This is a genomic window from Sulfitobacter pacificus (assembly GCF_030159975.1).
Lineage (GTDB): Bacteria > Pseudomonadota > Alphaproteobacteria > Rhodobacterales > Rhodobacteraceae > Sulfitobacter > Sulfitobacter pacificus.
The window spans coordinates 1,780,201-1,804,280 of record NZ_BSNL01000001.1 but is presented as its reverse complement, the minus strand read 5'-3'; the positions used below and the strand labels follow the sequence as shown (position 1 = coordinate 1,804,280).

Sequence of the window (24,080 nt, the reverse complement as noted above, 5' to 3'; positions counted from 1 at the left end):
TAATGGATTTCGGTTTTACAACAGCAGCTTATGTGGTTGCAGCAATTTTGTTCATCCTGTCCTTGGGTGGGCTTTCGGGGCAGGAAAGCGCCAAGCGCGCGGTCTGGTATGGCATCGCCGGTATGGCGCTGGCCGTGGCGGCAACGCTGATCGGCCCGGGCTCTGGCTACTGGTTTTTGTCACTGGTCCTGATCGCTGGGGGGGGTGCCATCGGGTATCAGCTGGCGACACGGGTGCAGATGACGCAGATGCCCGAACTGGTGGCCGCGATGCACAGCCTGGTCGGTCTGGCAGCGGTTTTTGTCGGGTTTATCGCACATTTTGAGATTGGCCGGGTGTCGAACTATGTCGCTGATGGAGGAGATGTTTATGCACTTGGCACCTTTGCCGGGCTGATCGCCAAGAAAACAGCGGTTGAGATCAACATCCTGCGGGTTGAGGTCTTCCTTGGCATCTTTATTGGTGCGGTGACCTTCACCGGATCGGTGATTGCCTATGGGAAACTTGCAGGCAAGGTGGATTCAGCGGCCAAGAAACTGCCCGGTGGTCACATGCTGAACGCAGGTGCGGCGGGTCTCTCACTGCTCTGCCTGATCTGGTATTTCAACACCGGCGGGTTCTTCCCCCTGTTTGTGATGACGCTGGCTGCGCTGTTCATCGGGTATCACCTGATCACCGGAATCGGTGGGGCGGATATGCCTGTGGTTGTCTCCATGCTGAACAGCTATTCCGGCTGGGCGGCGGCGGCGATCGGTTTCTCGCTTGGCAACGACCTGTTGATCGTGGTTGGGGCCTTGGTGGGTTCCTCCGGTGCGATCCTGTCCTACATCATGTGTAAGGCGATGAACCGTTCGTTCATCAGCGTTATTCTGGGCGGCTTTGGTGGACCAGCTGGTGAACAGATGGCGGTTGAAGGCGAACAGGTCGCGATCGAAGCAGATGGTGTCGCCACGGCGTTGAACGAAGCCGACAGCGTTATCATCATTCCGGGCTACGGGATGGCGGTTGCACAGGCACAGGGCGCGGTGAGCGAGCTGGTGAAAAAGCTGCGCGCGCAGGGCAAGAACGTGCGCTTTGCCATTCATCCGGTTGCGGGGCGTTTGCCTGGCCATATGAACGTGCTGCTGGCGGAAGCCAAAGTGCCTTATGACATCGTAATGGAGATGGATGAGATCAACGATGATTTCCCGGATACCGATGTAGCGATCGTCATTGGCTCCAACGACATCGTGAACCCCGCGGCGCAGGATGATCCCAACAGCCCGATTGCTGGCATGCCGGTCCTGGAATGCTGGAAAGCCAAGACCGTGTTTGTTTCCAAGCGCGGGCAGGGCACCGGCTATTCCGGTATCGAAAACCCGTTGTTCTTTAAGGAAAACACGCGGATGTTCTATGGCGACGCAAAGGCGTCATTGGACAAGCTGCTGCCGATGATTGAATAGTCGTTCTCTTTCAAAGAGAACGGTCGGAAACTTTGAAAGTTTCCGAGACCTGATTGAAACGCCCCGCCAGTGATGGTGGGGCGTTTTGCTTTGCGGAGCGGGCGTTTCGCGAAGCGTGAATGGCGCGTGATGTCGATGGCGTAGCGATCGCACGGTTTCACGTAACAGGGCTGGCCGATCCGTGTCGGGGCCTGTGAATGGTGCTATCACCAACCTACAAAGGACTTTCAAGATGACACAATTCCTGACTGGCGCACCAATCTGGGTCTGGCCCCTGCTGGCTCTGCTGATCTTTGTTGGCCTGCGGGCGCGGCAGGCCAGAAGCGTACCGGTGCTGCTGATCTATCTGCTGCCGCTGTTGGGCATCCTTTCGCTGCGCGCTGTGGCGTCACTGCCGGCGGGGAATTGGATCTGGATGATCTTTCTTGCGCTCTATGGGGCGGGTCTCTGGGCTGGTCACCGGCTACAAGCCCGTTGGGTGCTGGGGCGTACGGGGCGGATGGTACAGCTTGCCGGAGAGAACCTGACGTTGCTTTTAATGATGGCGGTATTCTGGGCAAACTTTCTGGGTGGTGTTCTCTTGGCGGTTGCGCCTGACATCTATGGGAATGCAATGTTTCAGACTGGTTTTACGGCGCTGCTGGCGCTGGCAGCCGGGATATTCGCCGGGCGGGCGCTTTTTGTCTGGCGCGCGGGATAGGGGCTAATACGGTGCAAGTGAAGAAGGGGCGTTGTATACCGCTGTATCCATTTAACACATTGAAAAATATAAGTAATTGAAATGCTCGAAGCAGCGTTCTATGGTTCCTGAAACCCTGCAGGAACCCATGTCATGGCCCCGATCAAAGACTACCCACAACGCTATGCCCTGAGCGGCGAATTGCACGCTCGGCCCTTTCCCTCGCTCAAAGCCCCGTCAAGCGCGGTTTTCCTTGCGATCAAACAGCCAGAGGATGCGGCCAGCCGGGACAAAAGCCTCGACCTCATACATTTGAATGCCCTGCTGGATCACTATGGTGCACCGCGGCCAGACCCGGAGGCGACGCATTATTATGGCGAAATGGGGAAATATTGGCTGAAATGGGAACAGCACACCGAGATGGTGACCTATACGGTGTTTATTGACGCTGTTGGCGCGCGCCCCTTCGACCCTGATGAATTTGGGGTCTTTCCCGAGTATTGGCTGGAGGATGCGCCGGGGGGGCGGATCACCTCGGCATTGTTGCGTTTGATGCCGATGCCACAATCACCGGACCAGATCAGCACCTTGTTGGGCGATTGGTTTGTGCCTGAAAGCCTTGCGGTCGCTTCGGTACTGGGAGAGGCGGCGGTTGTTGCATCGGACTTTCGCATTGATCCGGCCGGACATATGCGGATTGCGGTCTTTACCGATGAGGCGACAGGGGACAGGCGTCGCGGGCGCATTGTGCAGCGGCTCTTTGAGATCGAGAGTTATAAGGCCGCCTCGATGCTGGGCTTTTCCATGGTGCGTTGGCTGGCCCCGCAATTGAACGCGCTGGATATGAAGCTGACCGATCTGATGGCGCAGATGCGCGGCCCGTCGGCGCGGGCAGAGGATACCTTGCATGCGCTTCTCGATATCTCGGTTGAATTGGAAACGCTGGCGGTGAAAACAGCCTTTCGCTTTGGCGCAACCGGGGCCTATCGACGGATCGTGGATCAACGGATTGACGTGCTGCGCGAAAAGCGGTTTCTGGGCCGTCAGGGCTTTGCCGAGTTCATGTTGCGCCGATACGACCCTGCCATGCGCACGGTGCAATCGACAGAGGACCGGCTTAAGGCGATGTCGGAACGCGCCATCCGCGCAGCGGAATTGCTGCGCACGAGAGTGGATGTGGAACGTTCCGCGCAGAATCAGGACATCCTTGCCAGCATGGACCGGCGCGCCGATTTGCAGCTGCGCTTGCAAAAGACAGTAGAGGGGCTGTCAGTGGTGGCAATCAGCTATTACGCGGTCTCGTTGGCGGGCTATCTGCTCTATCCGCTGGCCAGTGCTCTGGGGCTTAGCAAGGGTAGTTTGCTGGCGCTGGTTACCCTGCCGATTGTGGGCGTGGTGTGGTTGATGGTGCGGCGGTTGAAACGGCATCTTGGCTGAGAATCAGCTGGGCGATCTTAGCGCCCAGTGCAATCATGGTGATGGCCAGAAGTGCTGCAACCGACAGGGTCGGCACACCGGATAGACCGGCACCAAGGGTGCAACCACCGGCCAGCACGCCGCCAACCCCCATCAGGGAGGCCCCCAGCAGGTAACGCCCAGTCTGGCGGGGGCTTTCAAAGCTTTGCCATTGAAACCCGCCAAAGATCAGGCTGGCGGCCAATGCGCCCAGGATCACCCCACCGATCAGACCGGTACCAAAGCCCGGCGCAATCGAGGTGCTGGCAATGCCCCAAAACAGCGTGTCCGCAGCTGGAGAGGTGAAGGACAGGCTTTCCATGCCAATTGGGTCAAAATCGTCAAACAGTACAAAGCCAGTGCCAACCCATGCGGCAGGCACCAGCAGGCCGATCAGCGCCGCAAGGATCAGGGTGCCCGCCGCATTGCCAGAGCGGAGCGCAATGGCACCGGCCGCAACTGCGAGCAATGCGGTCCACAGCCATGCGCCACCGGGCAGGGCGGCGAGGGTGATATATTCCCCCATATCCACGGTCACAGCGCCAAGCGAGGTGCGCAGCGGGGCCAGTACCCCTTTCAGCGTCATATGGGCCACAACGGCAAAGACCAGCAGCACAACCGCCGCCCGCAGATTACCGGACCCTGTCAGCACAGTCAGACGTGACACACAGCCACGGGTCAGCACCATGCCAGCCCCGAACAGTAACCCGCCGATGGCGATGGCCAGAACCGGCATGTCAGAGATCATGAAACGGTGATCGTCAAAGCTGATCCATCCGGCAGCAACGGCGGCTTGGGTGCCGACAAGGGCCACAGCAAGAGCCGTAAACCAGACGCCCGCAGCCGCACGGCTGTCTTCACCAACAAGCGCGCGGCGGAAACAGAACTTGGTGATCTGGGCCAGCACACCAAAGAGCACACCAATGATCAGCGCGAAATAGACGGAGGCCTGTGGCGCGGTCAGTGTCTCAAATTCGAACGTCTCAAACATGGCCCGACTCCTTGTGGATCAGTTGGGTGGAACAACTGATCTATTTGGACGGGGAATGCTCGGGGTTCAATGGTGTTTCATAACCATCTACCTTCCTCAGCGAGGAATATTTTCGTAGATACCGGGTGTTTCGGGGAAGTTGTTCTGATTTGCGGGGGTGTCGGGAACAGGCGGGGTATCAGCGATCGCCCGCGGCTGTTCCGGTTCTTATTTTACACACCTTGGATAGAGCAGGGGCCAACCGCGCAGGATGCGGGGGCGGCCCCTGATCAAAAAGGATCAGCGTCCGCGCAGGCGTGGGTCAAGCGCGTCGCGCAGGCCGTCACCAAGGTAGTTCACACTTAGCACAGTCAGGGAAATCGCGATGCCGGGCAAAAGCACCCGCTCGGGGTAATCCTGCATGCGCTGCACTGCATCCGCCAGCAACTTGCCCCAGGTGGGGAAGTCGGAGGGGAAGCCAACGCCAAGGAAGCTCAGCGCACTTTCGGTGATGATCGCGGTGGCAAGGCCCAATGTTGCGGAAACCATGATCGGAGACACCACGTTCGGCAGCAGATGCCGACGAATGATCTTGCCGGATGTGGTCCCGATAGAGCGGGCCGCAAGGATGAATTCGCGTTCCTTCAACGCCAGAATGTCGCCGCGTACAATCCGTGCGGTCTGCATCCATGAGGTCAGGCCGATGATGCCGACGATCAGGATAAACATGCCGCCCTCCGGGCCGAAGCTGGCGTTTAGCGGCTGGCGGAACAGGGTCACGGCGAGCAGGGTCAATGGCAGGATCGGCAAGGAAAGCGCCAGATCGGTAAAGCGCATCAGCCAGAAGTCCAACCGCTTGAAATAGCCCGACAGGACACCCACTGCGGTGCCGATGATCAGCGCCAGCGCCATGGCAAGCCAACCAACGGCCATGGAAACCCGTCCGCCTGCAATCATCTGGGACAGGATATCGCGGCCCAGCTGGTCGGTGCCGAAGGGATGGGCCCAACCGGCCTTGGCATCGCTGTCCCAGAGCAAGGTATAGACCGGGCGCCAGTTCTTGTTGCGGATGTCCAGCGTCTTGGGGTCGAGATCCCAGAGCAGGGGGCCAAAGATAACGCCCAAGGTAATGAAAATCAGGAAACCACCACCGAATACTGCGCCTTTGTGTTTGCGAAACTGGTCCCAAATATCCTTCCATTGGCTTCTGGGCGGCTTTTGCGGCTCTTTATCAGTCAGCGCACCAAAGGTTTCGATGTCGGCCTCGATGGGGCTTGCGGGGAGGGCTTGCTCAGTCATAGCGGATCCTTGGGTCGAGAAGCCCGTAGAGGACATCGGCGATGAGGTTAAACAGAACGATCAGGATGGCGAAGATGAAGGTCAGCGTCATGACCATCGGCAGATCGTTTGCAAAAAGGGCGGTCAGCAGCAACTGTCCGATGCCGTTCACCTTAAAGACGTTTTCGGTGATGATTGCCCCGCCAAAGATCGCCGGCATGCCAAGCGCGATAACCGTGACCACGGGGATCATTGAGTTGCGCAGCACATGGACCATCACAACCACGCCTTCACGCAGGCCCTTGGCGCGGGCGGTGCGTACATAGTCCTGATTGAGATTGTCCAACATTGCCCCGCGCATGTAGCGGCTGATCTGGGCCGTGGTTTGAAGGGCCAGCACCATCACCGGCATGATCATCTGGAAAATCTGAACCTTAAAGCTCTCCCAGTCGGTGACCACATGGGTGGTGTCATAGATCGAGGGTAACCAGCCAAGGTAGACGGAAAAGATCACGATCAGCAGCGGGCCGGTAAAGAACGGCGGGATCGAGAAACCAACCATGGTAATGAAAGTACCAGCCTGATCGAACACCGAATAATGCTTGTAGGCGGAATAGATGCCGATCGGGATTGCGATGACGATGCCCACAACATAGCTTAGCCCGACCACCCAAAGTGTCTGTGGCATACGCTGCATCACGATATCCATCACCGGGCTGCGGGTCTGCCAGGAGATGACGCGCAGCTCACCTTGATAAAACGCGGTGTCAGGCAACCACCCCAGCAGAAAGCTGGTGTTGGTCAGGTAATCGATAAAGATCTTGGGTTCGATCCAGAAGAACTGGATCAGCCATTTATAATATTGCACGTACCACGGGGCCCCAAGACCCAGCGCCTCGCGCATTTTCTGTTTTACCTCTGGTGGTACCGTCAGCGGCACCTGTGCCATCGGATCACCGGGGGCAAGTTGCAGCAATCCGAAGATGATAAAACTGATGAACAAAAGCGTCGGGATAGATAGGATCAACCGGCGGAGTGTAAAGGTCAGCATAGGGTTCAGGCGCCTTTGTTTAGCAGTCTGAGAGATCTGAGAAAGTTGTGTAGGGCGGGGTGAAGCCCGCCCTACGGATTGTCAAGGCGGGGAAGGCCCCGCCGTAACGATTATTCCTTGATGCGATACCAGTCGGCTGCATTCCAGATTTCGCTGTCCCATACGTTCAGGACAACACCGCCAAGGCTGTTGGAGTGGGCGGAAACCCGTGCACGGTTCACCAGCGGAACGATTGTCATCGTGTCTTTAGTGATCATGTCGTTCAGCTTGCGACCAATCTCGCCACGCTTTTCCAGATCGCCGGTTTTTGCCAGCTCATCAAGCAGGGCGTCATAGGCCGGATCACAGAAGCGGTTGATGTTCTCACCCTGCCACTGGCTGGATGGCTTCGGCTCGTTGCCACAACGGTAAGCCGCAAGATAGGCCTGTGGGTCCGTGCCGTTGAAGGTGTTGGCGTACATCTCCACGTCCGCGTAGAATTTCTGGAACGTGTCAGGCGAACCTGGGTCACCACCAAAGAAGACGGAACCGTCAAGGTTGCGCAATTCGGTTTCGACACCGATCTGCTGCCACCAGTCCTTGATCAAGGCCTGGAAGTCCTGGCGTACGGCATTTGTGGATGTCTGATACAGGATCGACAGCTTGACGCCGTCCTTGTCGCGTACGCCGTCACCATCGCTGTCGGTCCAGCCTGCTTCGTCGAGCAAGGCTTTCGCACCGTCAAGGTCCTGCGTCAGACACTCTGTGTTGTCAGAGTTGTAAAGTGCAGGGGCAGGGACGAGGTTACATGTAGGTGTACCGGCCTTACCGTAGCCAACTTCGGTCAGCAGTTCACGGTCGATGGCCATCGACAGCGCTTTGCGGACTTTAAAGTCGGACAGGAAGGGGTGAGGCTCTGCTACGGTTGCCCTTGTTTCAGGCGGCAGATCCGGTGACGGGTTGGTCAGGTTCATTTCCAGACGCTCAACCAGAGGACCGAAGCCCGCGATAGCCTTGCCTTTACCGGCTTCTTCCATCTTTGCAATCACATCGGGTGCCAGTTGCAGGTTCCAGGCGTAGTCATATTCGCCGGTTTCCAGAACCGCACGACCTGCAGCTGCGGCATCGCCACCGCCTTTGAATGTCAGCGTGGCGAAGGCTGGCTTGCCTTCGTGACGATAGTTTTCGTTGGCTTCCATTGTGATTACGTCGTTTGGACGGAACTCAACAACTTTGAAAGGACCTGTGCCGATTGGGTTAAAGTTTGCTTCAGTACATTCTGGCGCTTTGGCCCCCATGCAATCAGCAAACTGGGCGGCTTGGATGATGGGGCTTTCGCCGCCTACAAACGGGCCATATGGGTTTGGCTGAGGTGCAGAGAAGGTGACTTTGACAGTGAGCTCATCAACAGCTTCGACGCTCTCGACACCCTGGAATTTCGCACCCTGTGCACAACCACCTTCGGGGTGCATGCAATAATCAGCGGAGAATTTTACATCCGCCGAAGTGAACGCCGTGCCGTCAGACCATTTCAGGCCGGGCGTGATGTTCCATGTGATTGACTTGAGGTCCTCGGATACGCCGCCGTTGGCGACAGTCGGGATCTCAGTCACCAGAAACGGTACCATGGCACCGGTTTCTGTGTAGCGGGCCAGTGGCTCCACGATCAAAGACGCTGATTCGACGTCCTTGGTGCCGCCCGATAGAAACGGGTTCAGGATGGAAGGGGCCTGCCAATACAGGATTTTGACTTCCCCGTCACGGCCGCGTTCGCCGGAATGTCCGTCGGCAAATGCAACCGGAGCAAAAGCGGTCGTCGCAATTGCTCCCATCAAAAGGGTTCTTAGTTTCATAAATACTCTCCTTGTCGTACACGCTTTGGTTGTGTCACGTATTGGGGCAGGATAATCCCGCCCAGTGGTGTCGATCTGTGGCACTTTAAGAGTGTCGCCTAACTCTACGTAAACGAAGAGTTATATCGAATGCTCCGAACCGCACCTCCAGATCGCATGGCAGCATTCACAACATGTTTCACGAGAAATGCAAGCCCTGTCATCAGTCCGACACAAAATAGGTCCGATTTCGACCAGTCTTGTTTGACCTGCTCTGGTAATCGCCTTAGCCTTGGTTAAAGACGCGCTGCAATAACGTGTCAAAGGATCATCAGGGGACATCATGCTGGATCAGACAAATTCGGGGCCTATTGCACAAATACAGGGCCTCAGGGTCGAATTTCAGACCAAAGACGGTCCAGTTGTCGGGGTTGAGGATGTCAGTTTTGACATCAATCCGGGTGAAACCGTCTGTGTGGTTGGCGAATCTGGCTCCGGTAAATCGGTATCCTCCCTGTCGCTGATGCGGCTGGTTGAGTATGGCGGTGGCGAAATTGCCGGTGGGCGGCTGTTGTTTGACCGCGACGGCAAGGACCAGATTGATCTGGCCCAGACCAGCGGTGCCGATATGCGCCGGATCAGGGGCAACGAGATCGGGATGATCTTTCAGGAGCCGATGACCGCGTTGAACCCGGTGTTTACCGTTGGCCGTCAGCTGACCGAAGGGCTGCGTCTGCATAAAGGAATGACCAAGGTGCAGGCCGAAGCGCGCGCGCTTGAGCTGATGACACAGGTCCGCATCCCCGAGCCCGAGCGCCGGTTGAAGCAATACCCACATGAGCTTTCCGGCGGTATGCGCCAGCGCGTGGTGATCGCCATGGCGCTGGCCTGCGAGCCGAAACTGCTGATTGCGGATGAGCCGACAACGGCACTGGATGTAACGATTCAGGCTGAAATTCTGGCGCTGATGGACCGGTTGAAGCGTGAAACCGGCACGGCGGTGATGTTCATCACCCATGATATGGCGGTTGTGGCCCAGATGGCCGACCGCGTCGTCGTAATGTTTCGTGGCAATAAGGTGGAAGAGGGCACCGTCGAAGAGATTTTCGAGAATCCCCAGCATCCCTATACCAAAGCCCTGTTGGCAGCGGTGCCCAAACTGGGCGAGATGACCGGCAAGGCGTTTCCCGAACCGATGAAGCTGCTGGGGTCCGAAGACAAGCCGATTGTCCCGATCAAGGGCAGCGATGAGGTCTTGCTGACGGTCAAGAACCTCACGACGCGGTTTCCGGTCAAGGGGGGCTTCTTTCGCCGCACGGTCGCCAATGTCCACGCGGTAGAGGATCTGTCGTTCACCATCAACAAGGGGCAGACGCTTAGTCTGGTTGGCGAATCAGGGTGCGGTAAATCCACGGCGGGCCGCTCGATCTTGCGCTTGGTTGAGCCGATGACCGGAGAGATCAATCTGGGTGGCACGGACATCATGGCGCTGAACCAGCGCGAGCTGCGCACCGCGCGTCTGGACATGCAGATGATCTTTCAGGATCCCTTTGCTTCGCTTAACCCGCAGATGCAGCTGGCGGATCAGGTGGCCGAGCCGATCCACAACTTTGACACGCTGAGGGGCAAGGCCATCACGGAGCGGGTCGAGATGCTGTTTGACCGGGTCGAACTGCCGCGCAGTTTCATGCGGCGTTTCCCACATGAGTTATCCGGTGGGCAACGCCAGCGGGTGGCGATTGCGCGTGCCCTTGCCTTGAACCCCAAGCTGATCATCGCGGATGAGGCGGTCTCGGCGCTGGACGTATCCGTGCAGGCGCAGGTGCTGAATCTGATGATGGAACTACAGTCAGAGCTGGATCTGAGTTTCCTGTTCATCAGCCATGACATGGCGGTGGTTGAACGGGTGAGCCATTACGTCGGGGTGATGTACCTTGGCCGGATCGTAGAAATCGGCACCCGTCAGCAGGTCTTTGAGAACCCGCTGCACAGCTATACTCAGGCGCTGATGAAGGCGGTGCCAATTGCCGATCCGCGCAAACGGAAAGACGAGAAGGATCTGAACTTTAAACCGATCCCGTCGCCGATCCATCCAGCAAAATATGACGCCAAACCCTCTGAATACGTAGAGGTTGATCCTGGGCATCACCTTTTGATCACTGATTGCGGATATTGAACCATGACCGACCGTTTGACCCCGCTGGAGCTGATGACCAAGTTGATCAGCTTTCCCACTGTTTCGCGCGATAGCAATATCCCCCTGATTGATTGGGTCGCTGACTACCTGTCCAGCCACGGCATCGAAAGCCACCGCTACATTGATCCGGAGCAGCCCAAACATGCGTTGTTTGCCCATGTGGGTCCATGGGAAGAGGGGGCGATTGTGCTGTCAGGGCACACCGATGTTGTGCCGATTGACGGGCAACCCTGGGACACTGATCCTTTCACGGTGGTTGAAAAAGACGGCAAGTATTACGGGCGCGGCACCTGTGACATGAAGGGGTTTGATGCTCTGGCGATCTGGGCTTTGGTTGAGGGCAAATATAGCGACCTCACACGCCCTTTGCAGATCGCACTCAGCTTTGATGAAGAGGTCGGTTGTACTGGTGCGCCCCCGATGATCAAGGCGATGCAGCCCGTCCTGCCCAAAGGATCCGCAGCGATTATCGGTGAACCCTCATCGATGCAGGCGGTGACCGGGCATAAGGGGGGGAGCGGATTCGATACCCATGTGGTTGGTTTTGAAGTGCATTCATCACTGCTGCACACTGGCGTGAACGCGATCATGGCCGGGGCCAAGCTGATTGAATGGGCTAATGAAATGAACACCGCAAATATGGCGGCCAAGCCAACTGATCTGGCTGCGATGTTTGATCCGCCTTTCACCACCTGCCACGTTGGTGTCATCGAGGGCGGTACAGCCCATAACATCACCGCCAAGGACTGCAAATTCGCAATGGATTTCCGCGTGGTCCCGGGCGAGGACAAGAATTACTGGTCTACCGCATACCTCAAGAAAGTGCGCGAGGTGGAAGAGCAGATGCAGGCAGTTGTGCCTGAAACCGAAATTCGGATCAGCGAACGTTTCGACGTGCCAGCCTTGCAACCCGAGAAAGACGGAGAGGCGGAAGCGCTGGTGCGCCAGATCACCGGGGACAATGCCAGCCACAAAGTCAGCTATGGCACCGAAGCGGGGCAGTTTCAGGAGGCGGGTTATTCCGCCGTGATCTGTGGCCCCGGCGATATCGCGCAGGCGCATCAGCCCAATGAGTTCATCGAGGTGGCGCAGTTTGAGGCTGGCCATGATTTTATGCGCAAGTTGCTGACGCGGTTGAGCGTGTAAGTAACAGTGGGCCAGTGCCCGGTCTTTGACCGGGGCGTCTTTTGCGCAGATCCGGGATATAACGATGCAGGCTTTTCCTATTTCCGAAAAAACGCCGGTAATGTTTGCTGGTCCACCGCCCGTGTCTGCGGATGTGGTGGTGATTGGCGGCGGTGTGATTGGTGTCTGCACAGCGCTTTATCTGGCGCGGGCAGGGCAATCGGTGGTGCTGCTGGAAAAAGGGCGAATCGCGGGCGAGCAATCGTCACGCAACTGGGGCTGGATCAGGCAGCAGGGCCGCGATTCTGACGAATTGCCCATCATGATCGAGGCGCTGGGGCGTTGGAAAGAACTGGCGGGCGAGACCGGAGTGGATTTCGGGCTGCGTCAGGGGGGCGTCACCTATTTTGCAGAAAGCGCCAAACAGCTGGCCGGATACGAACGCTGGACTGCCCATGCCCAGAGCGTCGGGGTGGATACGCAAATCCTGACTGCGGCCGAAACCGCAGCAATGTTCCCGCAGATGGCAAAACCCATGGTCGGGGCGATGGTCACCCCATCGGACATGCGGGCGGAACCCTGGGCTGCGGTGCCCGCATTGGCGGGGATCGCACAACGGGCCGGGGTGCGACTGGTTGAAAACTGTGCCGTGCGGATGCTGGACATACAGGCGGGGCGGGTCGTCGGGGTGATGACTGAGCAAGGGCTGGTAAAGACGGATACGGTCGTGCTGGCAGGCGGGGCGTGGTCATCGCTGCTCCTGCGCAACCATGGTGTTGATATCCCACAGCTTTCCGTACGCGAGAGTGTGGCGGCGACCCACCCTTTGCCGGATGTCCATGCCGGGGCAGCTGCGGATAATCGCGTGGCGTTCCGCCGCCGGATGGATGGCGGATATACCCTGTCACCCGCAGGTGTCGCAGAGCTGTTCATCGGGCCGGATGCCTTTCGTGCCTTTCGCAAATATCTGCCACAGCTGAGGCAAAGCCCGCTTGGACAGACTTACCGGCCCAGTTCGCCCAAGGGTTTTCCTGATGCATGGGATACGCCACGCCGCTGGTCGGGGGATGATATCACCCCCTTTGAGCGGATGCGCATCCTAGATCCCAAACCCGATATGGCACAGCTGCGACGGCTGGTGCGCAGGTTTCAGACACGTTTTCCCAGCCTGCCGCAGGTCCGGTTGAAATCCGCATGGGCCGGTATGATTGATACCTTGCCTGATCAGGTGCCGATTGTAGATCACTGCGCAGGGATTCCCGGCCTGGTGATTGGCACCGGCATGGCGGGCCATGGTTTTGGCATCGGTCCGGGGATGGGCCGGGTGTTGGCAGCTCTGGTCATGGGCGACGCTGTAGGGCATGATTTAGACAGGTTCCGGGCCGGCAGGTTCGCGGACGGGAGTGCGGTCCGATTAGAAACAGTTGTCTGAGTATTATCAAAGGACTTTAACATGCCCATCAAGAACCGCTTTGCCGAAACCCATGCCGAGATTACTGCGTGGCGTCGTCACCTACATCAATACCCCGAGTTGCAATTCGACGTGCATGAGACAGCAAAGTTTGTCGAGGAAAAGCTGCGCAGTTTCGGGATCACGGATATCACCACGGGCATCGGGCAGACTGGTGTTGTGGCTGTAATCGAAGGGCGCAGCACTGGCTCAGGGCGCAGCATTGGCCTGCGTGCCGATATGGACGCCTTACCGATCCACGAGGCAACAGGGGTGCCGCATGCCTCAAAGATCGACGGCAAGATGCATGCCTGCGGGCATGACGGGCACACGGCCATGCTGTTGGGGGCGGCGCAATATCTGGCCGAGACCCGCAATTTTGATGGCCGCTGCGTGCTGATCTTTCAACCGGCTGAAGAAGGTGGCGGCGGTGGCAATGAGATGGTCAAGGACGGGCTGATGGAGCGCTGGTCGATTGACGAGGTTTACGGAATGCACAATATGCCCGGCTATCCGGTGGGCAAGTTTGCGATCCGCAAGGGTGCCCTGCTGGCGGCAGCGGATCAGTTTGACATTGTGATTGACGGGCAGGGCGGTCATGCGGCGGCCCCGCATGAGGCTGTGGACAGCAATCTTGCGGCAGCCCATGTGGTGATCGCATTGCAAAGCATCGCATCGCGCAACGTGGATCCGGTGAAACAGGTGGTGGTATCGGTCTGCACAGTGCGCAGCGACACAGACAGTCATAATGTGCTGCCCCAGACGGTCAAACTGCGCGGCACGGTGCGCTCACTGGATGAGGATGTGCGAGATCTGACAGAGGCCCGCCTGCGTGACATCGTGACCCATACGGCAGCCGCGCATCAATGTCGCGCCGAGATCGACTATGAACGTGGCTACCCGGTGACGGTAAACCATGATGCGGAGACGGATTTCGCAGCGGATGTTGCCGAAACCATTACCCCGGACGTCTGGCGTGACACACCGCCGATTATGGCGGGCGAGGATTTCTCTTACATGCTGAACGCGCGCCCCGGTGCCTATATGATGATTGGCAACGGGGTCGATGGCGCGACGGTGCATCACCCGATGTATGATTTCAACGACGAGGCCATTCCGGCAGGCTGTTCATGGTTTGCCGAAGTAGTCGAGACCCGGCTTAAGGCAGGCTAACACAAGGCTTTTGCGGTAGTTCAGGTGTTTGCGGCCCCGATGATGAAAGGCGGGGCGCGGATACCTCAAACCTTTTTGAAGTTGCCTTGCAGGAATCCGAATTCGATAAGCTGTTTGGTTTGTGTTTTGTCTCCCGTTGGTCCAATGGATTCAAAGTTGATTTGAAACTTGGCTTTGGGAAAGGTGATCCCCCCGCGGGTAACCGTCTTGATCGGACCGGACATATGGACGGTGGCGGATAGATCATAGCCAGTGCAGCATTCGATCGGGTAAGAATTGACGTTGAGATATTCGACGGCCCAGATTTCCTGCGTTTCGCTTGTCTTTGGATGGGTGAACAGATCCAGCTCGCAGCGCCAGCTGGCCTCCAGCGTGACCCAATGTTCGCTGACCATTGTGGGCACAATCAGCTTGAGCTTCTTCTTGTTGAAACTCTTGCGTTTGATGAGCTCCATTGTCTTGAGATAGTCGATTTCCTTGTTGGTGGGGAAAATCCCGGTTGCGATGGCCCGTGTCACTGGTTTGCCGGGCAGTTTCACGATCGGCATTTTGCGTTTGGGAAGGGTTGAATTGTAAGCATAGGTAACTTTTACCAAAACGAATATCCTTGTGCATTTCACCAGATGACCGAAACGCGGGGCGGCAGGTCTGGCGGTGAATTTCCGGTTAAATTGCTTTGCCACGACAAAATAAGCCGCTGGACTTTTTTCAGTGTATTTGCCGGAAGCCATGTCGAAATATGACAACTTCCCCGTAGCTGAACGAAGGCTGGCGATGCAGTAAATGTCCGCAGGTTAAATGTGCCAAGCCGGACAGAGCGTTCAAGTGGGATTGTTAATAGATTATTTAACCCGATTTTTCAATACGGTCGTGTTGCAGGGCGGTTCTGGATGGGGTGCTCACGTCAGGGTGACGCGGCTGTGCCAGCGCTTCCATCCGCTGGTGATTGTCCCTAGAAAGGCTGGGAAACTTGAACAAGGATTACCCCATGCCCGTCAAAAATCGTTTTGCCGAACTGCACGAAAATATCACCGCCTGGCGCCGTGACCTACATGAACATCCCGAGATCCTGTTTGAGACACATCGCACCTCTGCCACAGTGGCGGAAAAGCTGCGCGCCTTTGGCTGTGACGAGGTTGTCGAGGGCATCGGCCGCACCGGCGTGGTTGGTGTGATCAAGGGCAAACAGGACACCAGCGGCAAGGTGGTCGGATTGCGTGCCGATATGGACGCCTTACCGATCCACGAGCAGACAGGTCTGGAGTATGCCTCGAAAACCCCCAATGCGATGCATGCCTGTGGACATGACGGGCACACGGCCATGTTGCTGGGCGCGGCGCAATATCTGGCGGAAACCCGCAATTTCGATGGCACCTGTGTGGTGATTTTCCAGCCCGCCGAAGAAGGTGGCGGTGGCGGCAAGGAAATGTGTGATGACGGCATGATGGACCGTTGGGGCATTCAGGAGATTTATGGCATGCACAACTGGCCGGGCATGCCGACGGGGACGTTTGGCATTCGCACGGGGCCGTTTTTTGCAGCGACAGATCTGCTGAACATCGAAGTTGAAGGTGTTGGCGGACATGCCTCCACCCCGGAAAAAACTGTGGATACAACCGTGGTTGCAGCGCAGATCATCAGTGCCTTGCAAACCATCGTCAGCCGCAATGCCAGCCCCTTGGGCAATATTGTGGTGTCAATCACATCCGTTGAATCCTCATCCAAGGCCTTCAATGTGATCCCCCAGCGGGTCAAATTGCTGGGCACGGTGCGCACGTTGTCAAACGATCTGCGTGATCTGGCGGAAAAACGTGTTGTAGAAATTTGCGAAGGCATCGCTGCAACCTTTGGCGCGGTCGCACGGGTGGAATATGTGCGCAATTATCCGGTCATGGTGAACCATGATGAACAAACGGAATTTGCGGCAGATGTGGCGCGTTCGATCTCTGGTCAATGTGAAGAAGCGCCCTTGGTTATGGGCGGCGAGGATTTCGCCTTTATGCTGGAAGCACGGCCCGGCGCATATATCTTGATGGGCAATGGCGACGGTGCCGAGGTGCATCATCCGATGTATAACTTCAACGATGACGCTATTCCGGCGGGATGTAGTTGGTGGGCCGGTATTGTTGAACAGCGCATGCCTGCTGCGTGATCTGAACGGCGGGGCGGAGGGTAGAAGACCTTCCGCCTTCACCTTGCCTTCCGGGGCGGGCCAAACTATCGGCCTTGTTGCTGTTTCAGCCCTCAGAAAACAGGCGGCGATAAAGAGCGGTCAGCTCTGCCGCTTCCCGCTCAATGGCAAAATGCTCCGCCACATGAGGGCGTACCTTCTGTTCCCATTCCCTGATCGGGCAGGGCGGCGCAAAGGCGGTAGCGATGGCCTGCGTCAGCGCCTGCGGCTGTTCCGGTGCGACCAGCAGGCCGGTGCCCGGCACAACAATCTGCTCAAAGGCACCAACACGCGTGGCGACCACCGGCACACCGCAGGCCATGGCTTCAATCGGGGTCAGGCCAAAACCTTCCCAGCGTTGTGGCGCAACGTAAAGGTCCAGCACGCGATACCAATCGGCCATATCCTCGACCGGTACCTCAGGCAGAAAATGGAAATTGTCTGACAGGCCCAGTGCGTCGATCTTGTCCTTGATCTCTTGCAGGAATGCCCGGTCCTTGGGCACAGCACGGCCCATGATCAGCGCATGTGCCTGTGGGCTGCGTTTTACAACATCGGCCATCGCGGTACAGAACACATCCGTGCCCTTGGAGGCGCGGATCCGCCCGTAACAGCCGATCAGCTGCGCCTCCACCGGCAATCCCAGCTTTGCGCGCAATGCAGCCTTGTCCGCAGCGGGGGTGAACCCATCGAGGTCGATCCCGTGCATGATTACCTGTGCGGGGTTTTCTAGATAGGCCGCCCCCCGTTCAGAGGTGGCAACAACCGCATCCATCTGCCGGATCAGCCAGCGGGTCAGCCCGCTTTGCTGGCGCTGAGAGGCGGAGGTGAAGACCAGCTTCAGCCGCTTGCGCAAAAGGTGTTTCAACACCAGCCCGCCGATCATTTCAACATTGCGCCGCGCATGCCAGACACGCGGCCCATCCGGGCCAGAACGCGGCATGCTCAGCAGTGCGGACAGCGGGATTTGTGGCACATGGGATGGGATCACAGGGCCGGTGGCCGCGATGTTGATGTCACGTGATTGCACAGGCACGAGGCGGACAACTGTGGCCGTCACACCGGAGAGACGTTTTTTGAAATTCGGGGCAATGACCTGAAGGCTGCGCATATCAATTGTCATGGTGTCAGCTCCAGCGCCGAGATCAGGCGGGTGGCAATACCATCCAGCATGTCGGTCCTACCCTCGATGAAATCACGTGCGGCGGTGCAGGCTTTGGTCCGGTCGGCATCATTGCGCAGCAGGTGATTCACCCGTGCCGCCAGATCCGCACCGTCTGCCACGATGCGTGCCGCGCCAAGGGTTTCCATTTCGCCATAGGTTTCCGTAAAGGCAGCCACATGCGGACCGGACAGTACATAGGCACCCGATTGCGCCACTTCAAACGGGTTATGGCCGCCAATGAGTTTCAGGGATCCACCCAGAAACACGATGTCACTCAGATCATACCACAACCCCAACTCGCCCAGGGTATCGGCCAGAAACACCTGTCCGCCCGGCATGTCGCCGCGGCTGCGCCGCGTCAGGCTAAGTCCGGCACCGGCAATCAGGTTCATCACCTCGGTGCCGCGTTCCGGGTGGCGCGGTGCGAGGATCAGGCAAAGGTCGGGGTGGGTTTCCAGCAGCGTTTTATGGGCTGCCAGCACCGCCTGTTCCTCGCCCTCATGGGTTGAGGAGGCAACCCAGACAGGACGGTGACCAAGGGCGGCACGGGCCTCGAACAGGGCATCTTCGTCAACGGGCAGGGGGCCGGCCATGGATTTGATGTTGATGCCCCGCGCAACCCGATCAGCGGGGGCGTGCATATCGACCATGCCCTGGGCCATCTTGTCATTCTGGGTGAGGATCAGCGAAAACACCTCAAGTAGATAACGCGCGGACTTTGGATATTTGCGCCAGCGGGCCATTGAACGATCCGACAGGCGGGCATTGACCATCGCCATTTTTGCCCCGGTTGCATAGGTCCGGCGCAGCATCTGCGGCCAGATCTCGCTTTCCACAAATACCGCCGCATCAGGTCGCCAGTGTTTCAGGAAGCGGCGCAGCGGGCCAGGGGCATCAAATGGGGCAAACTGATGGACGCTGCGCGGCGGCAGGCGGCTGGCCAGTAGTTTCGCTGAAGAAGGCGTGCCCGAGGTGATCAGGAACTGCGCATTGGGCAGATGCACCCCCATCCGGGCGATCAGCGCCAGAACCGACAGGCTTTCCCCGACTGATGCCGCGTGAAACCAGACCAGCGGCACACCTTCTTCACGCGGCTCTGTGGCATGGCCGATTTTCTCATGGGCGCGCAACACGGTGACACCTGCACGGCGCAGCTTTTTGGTTTCGATGAACGTGGCAAAGGGAAGCAACACCATGCTGGCCGCGACCCATGCGCGATAAAGAAAGGGCGCGGACATGTTGAGGTTCAGCCGCCGGTATGGCTCATGTGGCGCGGCATCTGGCCGTCCAACCGCTGGCGGGAATAGTCGAAATCATGGCCTTTGGGTTTGTGGCTGATGGCGTCGCGGATGGCGTGCTCCAGCACGCTGGTGTCATCTGGGCTTGCGCGTAGCGGTGCGCGCAGGTCGGCCATATCTTCCTGCCCCAAACACATGTAGAGCTCACCAGTGCAGGTCAGGCGCACCCGGTTGCAGCTTTCGCAGAAATTATGGGACAGGGGCGTGATAAAGCCGATTTTCTGGCCGGTCTCCTCAAGGCGCACATAGCGCGCCGGGCCGCCTGTGCGTTCGGCCAGATCGGTGACGGTGTAATGATCCGAATAACGCGCGCGCACATCGTCAAGCGACCAATATTGCCCCAGCCGGTCCTCATTGCCCAGATCGCCCATCGGCATAACTTCGATCCATGTCAGATCCATGCCCAGATCGGCGCACCATTTGGTGATTTCGGGCAGCTCGGTCTCGTTAAACCCTTTCAGGGCAACCGCGTTGATCTTGACCTTTAGCCCCGCTTTCAACGCTGCATCCACACCGCGCAATACCTGGGGCAGGCGGCCCCAGCGGGTGATCTCGGCAAATTTGCCCTCGTCGATGGTATCAAGCGAGATGTTCACCCGGCGCACACCAGCGGCATAAAGATCATCGGCGAAGCGCTCCAGCTGGCTGCCATTTGTGGTCAGTGTCAGCTCTTTCAGCGCGCCGCTTTCCAAATGGCGGGTCATGGCGTTGAAAAACGTCATGATCCCCTTGCGCACTAAAGGCTCGCCGCCGGTGATGCGCAGTTTCTCAACGCCCATTCCGACAAAAGTGCTGCACATGGCATCCAGCTCTTCCAGCGTCAGAAGTTCCTTTTTCGGCAGGAAGGTCATGTTTTCGGACATGCAATAAACACAGCGGAAATCACAACGGTCGGTGACCGAAACGCGCAAATAGGTGATGGCGCGGGCGAAGGGATCAATCAAAGGTGCATTCATAGGGCTAATAGGTAATGCCCTGTCGGGGGCTGGGCAAGCGGCATTTGGATGATTGAAGTGGCAGCGTACTAAAGCTAGGCTTGAGGGATTACAAAAAACATGGATTAAAATATGAAACACTTGATGATCATTACCACATTTGCCGTCTTGCTGGCCGGCTGTACCCCGCCGGAAGTTGAAGCACCTGTTGAAGAACCGGAGCAAGAGATTATACCGTTAAGCATTGCATTGCCGACCTGAAGGTCGCGGTTCAAACGGGCATAAACCGGTGCAGGAGATCGGATAGGAAATGAAACAACTTGTGGTCTCCGGCGTTCTTGTGGCGCTTTTGTCTGGTTGTTCGACGGTTGGGGGATTTCTGCGTAAGGATCCTGCGCCGTTAGATGTGGTGACCGGGGAAACCATTCCGACTGCTGCGGAGGTTGAAACCGCCGCCCTTGCGCCTGCGACCGCTGCACCACCGCCGCCGCCTGCGGCCCGCACGGTTGAAGCCTTGGACACAACCACACCTGAACAGCGCGCCGCTGCCGTGGCACCGGCACAGAGCCCCAGCAAAACCCTGGGCAAAACGGTTGTGTCGCTGGGCAGTCCGACGGAACCGGGATTGTGGATGAAAACCCCGCTGGTCAAGGATGAAGCCCAAGGGCGCGTGACCAATCCGGCCAATGGCAAATCCTCTTTGGTGACGCTATTGCCGCTGGATGGACCGTCCACAGCAGGCAGCCGGATGTCGCTGCCCGCATTGCGGCTGATCGGCGCATCCCTGACGGATTTGACTGAGGTTCAGGTTGCCTTGGAAGGCTAGCTCAGGCTGACTTTTTCAGGAACCGCAGGGCTTCCTTCACCGCAAATGGTTTCATCTTGTCGCCATGGGCGTCGATAAACCCTGTGGTGCGGTTCGCGTCATGTTTGGACAATTCGCGCAGCCACCAGCCGATGGCCTTTTGGATAAACCACCGGTGATCAGTGGTCAGGGTGGCAGCCCAGCCAAGGATCCGGTCGCGGGCTTCGATTTCAGCGGGTTTGGGGTGGTTCTGTTTGGTCCAAGGCAGGGTGCTGACGAAGGCAGCGCGCCGTGTCCACATGTGATCCGAGGTGATCCATGTTTCAACGTGATCCAGTCGCGCAGGATCAGCCACCAAACGTTTCTGCCCCGCCATACAGGCGTGATCCGCAATGGCCCAGCTGTCGAAATCCGGTGTCCATGACGCGATCAGCTCCCATGCTGCGGTGTCATCTGGCCGGATGCGGGCCTGCGTCAGCAGTTTCGCCGCGGCCACCCGCGCTTCATAGACATCGGTCTGCCACAGGGCATCCGACAGGGCGACACGGGCGTCGGTCTCGAGCTCTGCCCGCCACTCTTTGGTCAGCGCATCAATCTGCGGGTTGGAAAGACCCAGATAGGTGCGATCGACCTTGTGATACTTGCGCATCTCAACAGCACGGGCTTGATCGGCAAGGGCGGTCAGTTGTTCGAGGTATGGTTCATGCATCAGGCGTATCCAGAATATGTGTCGGCAAACCGTCTATCGTGCGTTGATTGTCGCGGGCCCATCTTTCGGCCACGCCCTTTTCGCCATGTTTTTCGGCCTGCGCCCTCAGCGTGTCCCGTGGCCCCTGATGATCGTAGAAGGGCACCGCATAGCCACAGGAGGTCTGAAGCAGATCAACAGTCATATCGTAAATCTGCCGCGCACCAACGTCGGTTTCAAACTGGGCATTCAGTGCTGCAAAAGCCGCATCGCGGGGGTGCAGGGTTTCTGCGTGGCCATAGGCCCGCATGATCATCGGACGGGTTTCGAATCCACACCACATCAATGTCATCCGGTTCATGCGCAACAGATGGCCGGCTGTCTCATTGCCAGAGCCGCTTAGGTTACGCCAGATGATCCGGTTTGGACCCATCACGCGCAGGCTGTCCATGCCCTTGGGTGAGATATTGACCCGCCCCTCATCTGCGGCTGTGCCGCAAAAGAAAATATGCTGGGCGTCGATGAACCGGCGGTGGTCGTCGGTGATCTGGTCAAACTGCTTGGCCATTACTCCACCGTTACCGATTTGGCGAGGTTACGGGGCTGGTCCACATCGGTCCCTTTGGCGACAGCCGTATGATAGGCCAGCAGCTGCGACGGGATGGCATAGAGGATTGGACCTAAAGCTTCGGAAATCCGTGGCATTTCGATGGTGGCCCAGACGCCCTCGCTGGCCTCGGCCAGTCCTTCGCTGTCCGAGATCAGGATCACCTTACCCTTGCGCGCCATGACTTCCTGCATGTTGCTGACAGTCTTGTCGAACAGCGTGTCGTACGGGGCTAACACCACCACGGGCATGTTTTCATCGATCAGCGCAATGGGGCCGTGCTTCAGCTCACCTGATGCATAAGCTTCGGCATGTATATAGCTGATTTCTTTTAGTTTTAACGCTGCTTCATGAGCCATCGGGAACATCCGTCCCCGACCCAGGAACAACACGTCCTGCGCATGGGACAGCTTTTGTGCCGCATCGCGGATTTCGCCGTTTTTCTCAAGTGCGGCATTGATGACTGATGGCAGGCCACGCAGAGCGCTGACATGGTCGGCAAAAGCCTCGTCACTCAGCGCACCACGCTGCTGCGCCGCTTTGAGCGCCAGCATAAAGAGGACGGTCAGCTGACAGGTAAAGGCCTTGGTTGAGGCGACACCAACCTCGACACCTGCGTAGATCGGCAGGGTCAGATCACTTTCCCGCGCGATGGAGGATTCCGGCACGTTCACAACCGACAGGATGGTTTGCGCCTTGCCTTCGCAATAGCGCAACGCGGCCAGCGTATCAGCGGTTTCGCCGGACTGGCTGACGAACAGTGCCAAGGTGCGACCAGGGATGGGCGGTTCGCGGTAGCGGAACTCAGAAGCGACATCGACCTCGACAGGGATGCGGGCGATCTGTTCGAACCAGTATTTCGCAGTGAGACAGGCATAAGCGGCGGTGCCGCAGGCGACCATGGTGATGCGGTCGATCTGGGTGAAGTCTACGCCCTCACCGGGCAGCAGGATCTCGCCGGTATCAGACATGTAGTGCGACAGCGCCTGACCAATCACACCGGGCTGTTCGGCGATTTCCTTGGCCATGAAGTGTTTATGGCCTGCCTTGTCGATCCGCGTGGCGTCGATCTGAATCTGCTTGATCGCCCGATTGGCAAGGCTGCCATTGACGTCGGTAATTTCAACCGAGCTGCGGGTGATGACAGCAATGTCGCCCTCCTCCAGATAGGAAATGCGGTCGGTCATCGGGGATAGGGCAATCGCGTCACTGCCGACGAACATTTCACCGGTGCCATATCCGATGGCAAGCGGGGATCCCTTGCGCGCGGCAATCATCAGGTCGTCATGTCCGTCAAACAGGAAGGCAAGTGCAAAGGCACCCTCCAGCCGCGACAGGGTCTTTTTCGCGGCGTCCACAGGGGACATCCCGGCGTTCATATGGTGGTAGGTCAACAGGGCAACCGTTTCCGTGTCGGTTTCGGTGACAAACTTGACGCCTGCATCCGCCAGCTCGCTGCGCAATTCGCGGAAATTCTCGATGATGCCATTGTGAACAACAGCAACTTTGCCCGCCTGATGCGGGTGGGCGTTGGTGACATTCGGCGCACCATGTGTGGCCCAGCGGGTATGGCCGATGCCGGATTTACCCGCCAGCGGTTCATGCACCAGAAGATCGGAAAGGTTCACCAGCTTTCCCACCGCACGGCGGCGGTCCAGTTTGCTGTTGTCCACAGTGGCAATACCGGCGCTGTCATAGCCGCGATATTCCAGCCGTTTCAGGGCCTCGACCAAGATTGGGGCAACTTCATGATTTCCCAATACACCAACAATACCACACAT

21 protein-coding genes are annotated in these 24,080 nt (G+C 57.9%); 10 read left to right on the top strand and 11 right to left on the bottom strand.

Going from position 1 to position 24,080, the window contains the following annotated elements; all coding sequences use genetic code 11:
* Nucleotides 1–2 precede the first annotated feature (2 nt).
* From QQL78_RS09105 to QQL78_RS09095, 3 genes are all read left to right on the top strand, one after another.
* Complete coding sequence (locus tag QQL78_RS09105; RefSeq protein ID WP_284372706.1) at nucleotides 3–1,442, top strand: NAD(P)(+) transhydrogenase (Re/Si-specific) subunit beta; 1,440 nt, start codon at nucleotides 3–5, stop codon at nucleotides 1,440–1,442.
* 232 nt (nucleotides 1,443–1,674) lie between these two features.
* On the top strand, nucleotides 1,675–2,142 hold the full coding sequence (locus QQL78_RS09100) for a hypothetical protein (RefSeq protein ID WP_284372704.1): 468 nt from the start codon (nucleotides 1,675–1,677) through the stop codon (nucleotides 2,140–2,142).
* A gap of 132 nt (nucleotides 2,143–2,274) precedes the next feature.
* Nucleotides 2,275–3,558, top strand: coding sequence for a DUF3422 family protein (locus tag QQL78_RS09095; RefSeq protein ID WP_284372702.1), 1,284 nt, complete (start codon nucleotides 2,275–2,277; stop codon nucleotides 3,556–3,558).
* Here the strand turns inward: QQL78_RS09095 and QQL78_RS09090 are convergent.
* The 4 genes from QQL78_RS09090 to QQL78_RS09075 all read right to left on the bottom strand — a co-directional run bounded on the left by QQL78_RS09090 (nucleotide 3,494) and on the right by QQL78_RS09075 (nucleotide 8,707).
* Nucleotides 3,494–4,567, bottom strand: coding sequence for a YeeE/YedE family protein (locus QQL78_RS09090; RefSeq protein ID WP_284372700.1), 1,074 nt, complete (start codon nucleotides 4,565–4,567; stop codon nucleotides 3,494–3,496). The genes QQL78_RS09095 and QQL78_RS09090 overlap by 65 nt on opposite strands.
* A 279-nt stretch (nucleotides 4,568–4,846) precedes the next feature.
* Nucleotides 4,847–5,845, bottom strand: coding sequence for an ABC transporter permease (locus QQL78_RS09085; protein ID WP_284372698.1), 999 nt, complete (start codon nucleotides 5,843–5,845; stop codon nucleotides 4,847–4,849).
* Nucleotides 5,838–6,875, bottom strand: a complete 1,038-nt coding sequence (locus tag QQL78_RS09080) for an ABC transporter permease (RefSeq protein WP_284372696.1) — start codon at nucleotides 6,873–6,875, stop codon at nucleotides 5,838–5,840. Before QQL78_RS09080 ends, QQL78_RS09085 begins: the two co-directional genes overlap by 8 nt.
* 110 nt (nucleotides 6,876–6,985) lie before the next feature.
* On the bottom strand, nucleotides 6,986–8,707 hold the full coding sequence (locus QQL78_RS09075; protein ID WP_284372694.1) for a peptide ABC transporter substrate-binding protein: 1,722 nt from the start codon (nucleotides 8,705–8,707) through the stop codon (nucleotides 6,986–6,988).
* A gap of 322 nt (nucleotides 8,708–9,029) precedes the next feature.
* Between QQL78_RS09075 and QQL78_RS09070 the strand changes: the two genes are divergently transcribed.
* The 4 genes from QQL78_RS09070 (at nucleotide 9,030) to QQL78_RS09055 (ending at nucleotide 14,631) form a co-directional block, all read left to right on the top strand.
* Nucleotides 9,030–10,862 (top strand): ABC transporter ATP-binding protein, encoded by a 1,833-nt coding sequence (locus tag QQL78_RS09070; protein WP_284372692.1) that lies wholly within the window; start codon nucleotides 9,030–9,032, stop codon nucleotides 10,860–10,862.
* A 3-nt stretch (nucleotides 10,863–10,865) separates the two neighbouring features.
* Entirely contained in the window at nucleotides 10,866–12,029 is a 1,164-nt protein-coding gene (gene argE, locus QQL78_RS09065) for an acetylornithine deacetylase (RefSeq protein WP_284372690.1), read from the top strand.
* Between the two features lie 64 nt (nucleotides 12,030–12,093).
* Nucleotides 12,094–13,440, top strand: coding sequence for an NAD(P)/FAD-dependent oxidoreductase (locus tag QQL78_RS09060; protein WP_284372688.1), 1,347 nt, complete (start codon nucleotides 12,094–12,096; stop codon nucleotides 13,438–13,440).
* A 21-nt stretch (nucleotides 13,441–13,461) separates the two neighbouring features.
* Complete coding sequence (locus QQL78_RS09055) at nucleotides 13,462–14,631, top strand: M20 aminoacylase family protein (protein ID WP_284372686.1); 1,170 nt, start codon at nucleotides 13,462–13,464, stop codon at nucleotides 14,629–14,631.
* A 65-nt stretch (nucleotides 14,632–14,696) separates the two neighbouring features.
* Here the strand turns inward: QQL78_RS09055 and QQL78_RS09050 are convergent, their stop codons facing one another.
* A complete protein-coding gene (locus QQL78_RS09050; RefSeq protein ID WP_284372685.1) occupies nucleotides 14,697–15,227 on the bottom strand; it encodes a hypothetical protein in 531 nt (176 codons plus the stop codon).
* A 392-nt stretch (nucleotides 15,228–15,619) separates the two neighbouring features.
* Between QQL78_RS09050 and QQL78_RS09045 the strand changes: the two genes are divergently transcribed.
* Entirely contained in the window at nucleotides 15,620–16,783 is a 1,164-nt protein-coding gene (locus QQL78_RS09045) for a M20 aminoacylase family protein (RefSeq protein WP_284372683.1), read from the top strand.
* A gap of 85 nt (nucleotides 16,784–16,868) precedes the next feature.
* Here QQL78_RS09045 and QQL78_RS09040 read toward each other — a convergent pair whose 3' ends face one another.
* From QQL78_RS09040 to moaA, 3 genes are read right to left on the bottom strand one after another with little or no spacing between them, the layout of a single operon-like run.
* The gene (locus QQL78_RS09040; RefSeq protein WP_284372680.1) at nucleotides 16,869–17,924 is read right to left on the bottom strand and encodes a glycosyltransferase family 4 protein; all 1,056 of its coding nucleotides are present in this window, start codon (nucleotides 17,922–17,924) and stop codon (nucleotides 16,869–16,871) included.
* Nucleotides 17,921–19,204, bottom strand: coding sequence for a 3-deoxy-D-manno-octulosonic acid transferase (locus QQL78_RS09035; protein ID WP_284372677.1), 1,284 nt, complete (start codon nucleotides 19,202–19,204; stop codon nucleotides 17,921–17,923). Before QQL78_RS09035 ends, QQL78_RS09040 begins: the two co-directional genes overlap by 4 nt.
* Nucleotides 19,205–19,212: 8 nt before the next feature.
* Complete coding sequence (gene moaA, locus QQL78_RS09030) at nucleotides 19,213–20,220, bottom strand: GTP 3',8-cyclase MoaA (protein WP_284372675.1); 1,008 nt, start codon at nucleotides 20,218–20,220, stop codon at nucleotides 19,213–19,215.
* 111 nt (nucleotides 20,221–20,331) lie between these two features.
* Here moaA and QQL78_RS09025 point away from each other — a divergent pair, with 111 nt between their 5' ends.
* Nucleotides 20,332–20,460, top strand: a complete 129-nt coding sequence (locus QQL78_RS09025; protein ID WP_284372673.1) for a hypothetical protein — start codon at nucleotides 20,332–20,334, stop codon at nucleotides 20,458–20,460.
* A 49-nt stretch (nucleotides 20,461–20,509) separates the two neighbouring features.
* Complete coding sequence (locus QQL78_RS09020; RefSeq protein WP_284372671.1) at nucleotides 20,510–21,025, top strand: hypothetical protein; 516 nt, start codon at nucleotides 20,510–20,512, stop codon at nucleotides 21,023–21,025.
* Between the two features lies 1 nt (nucleotide 21,026).
* Here QQL78_RS09020 and QQL78_RS09015 read toward each other — a convergent pair whose 3' ends face one another.
* The 3 genes from QQL78_RS09015 to glmS are packed head-to-tail and all read right to left on the bottom strand — an operon-like array spanning nucleotide 21,027 to nucleotide 24,080.
* Nucleotides 21,027–21,713 carry a DNA alkylation repair protein gene (locus QQL78_RS09015; protein WP_284372669.1) on the bottom strand — a complete coding sequence of 229 codons (687 nt, stop codon included), beginning with the start codon at nucleotides 21,711–21,713 and terminating at the stop codon, nucleotides 21,027–21,029.
* Nucleotides 21,706–22,260 carry a pyridoxamine 5'-phosphate oxidase family protein gene (locus tag QQL78_RS09010; protein ID WP_284372667.1) on the bottom strand — a complete coding sequence of 185 codons (555 nt, stop codon included), beginning with the start codon at nucleotides 22,258–22,260 and terminating at the stop codon, nucleotides 21,706–21,708. Before QQL78_RS09010 ends, QQL78_RS09015 begins: the two co-directional genes overlap by 8 nt.
* The gene (glmS, locus tag QQL78_RS09005) at nucleotides 22,260–24,080 is read right to left on the bottom strand and encodes a glutamine--fructose-6-phosphate transaminase (isomerizing) (RefSeq protein WP_284372664.1); all 1,821 of its coding nucleotides are present in this window, start codon (nucleotides 24,078–24,080) and stop codon (nucleotides 22,260–22,262) included. The genes QQL78_RS09010 and glmS overlap by 1 nt, the downstream gene beginning before the upstream one ends.